This is a genomic window from Acetobacter lambici, from assembly GCF_011516885.1.
Taxonomy (GTDB): domain Bacteria; phylum Pseudomonadota; class Alphaproteobacteria; order Acetobacterales; family Acetobacteraceae; genus Acetobacter; species Acetobacter lambici.
Window position 1 is genome coordinate 1 of sequence record NZ_WOTD01000148.1, and the last position, 915, is coordinate 915.

The 915-nt window shown below is 55.5% G+C and carries 1 protein-coding gene; it reads right to left on the minus strand.

Features of this window, described 5'->3' with window-relative positions; translation table 11 throughout:
• A partial coding sequence (locus GOB86_RS15575; RefSeq protein WP_165993568.1) for an IS481 family transposase occupies window positions 1-869 on the minus strand: 869 nt, incomplete at its 3' end.
• Window positions 870-915 lie beyond the last annotated feature (46 nt).

A 915-nucleotide genomic window follows, 5' to 3' on the forward strand; every position in this document is an offset into this window, starting at 1 on the left:
ATGATGCATTGGGCGGGAGCGATGCCGCCCAGAACACGCTGCGGGCGATGATTGTAGGCGAAACAGAAGCCTCTGAGCAGAATTTCCAGATCTTCATGGTTTGAGACACAGACCTGCAGTACTTCTGTAGCGACACGGCCATTGAAGCGTTCCACCATTCCATTGGTCTGAGGGGAGTAAGCCTTGGTCCGGCGTCGGTCGATTCCCATGTCATGACAGGCTTTTTCGAAGGCGTCCGCTGTAAAGCAGGAGCCTCGATCGGTCAGGATATGGGTGATCCGGAAAGGAAAGGCCGATTTGACGGCATTGAGGAAATCAACGGAATTATCCGCATTTTCCGCGTCATAAACAGCCAGGTGCACTGAACGGGAACAGCGATCGATGGCGACATACAGAAAACGTTTCCGCCGGTCCCCATCTGCTGTCTGTAATTTTGGCAGATGTTTCACATCGATATGGACATAACCGGGATCGTAATCGCGGAACTTTCCCTGTCCCCGAACTGGTCCGGCCTTTGGAACAGGAGGCAGCCTGTTCAATCCGGCGTCTTTCAGTATCCGCCAGATATTGTCCCGGTTCAGATGCGGCAGGAAATGCCGTAAGACAAAGGTCAGATCATCCAGACCAAAACCGGTAGAACGCCGAAGCTGACAGACAATGGCGCGCTCCTCCTCCGAGGCTTTCCAGGCCAGACTCCAGGGACGGCTGCTGCGGTCCTGACAGGCGTCCGAACCACGCCTGCGCCACTTGCGGACTGTTTCATCGCTGATCCCGTAGCGTCTGGCGAGCACGGATGTCGGTTCTGACGAACGAGCTATCTCAGCCCGGACAGCCGGTGTCGTGCGTGCCTGTGGGTGGATCTGAAGCATCATTCGGTCTCCCTGCAAACGGAAGAAAACAACGAAGCATAACGCG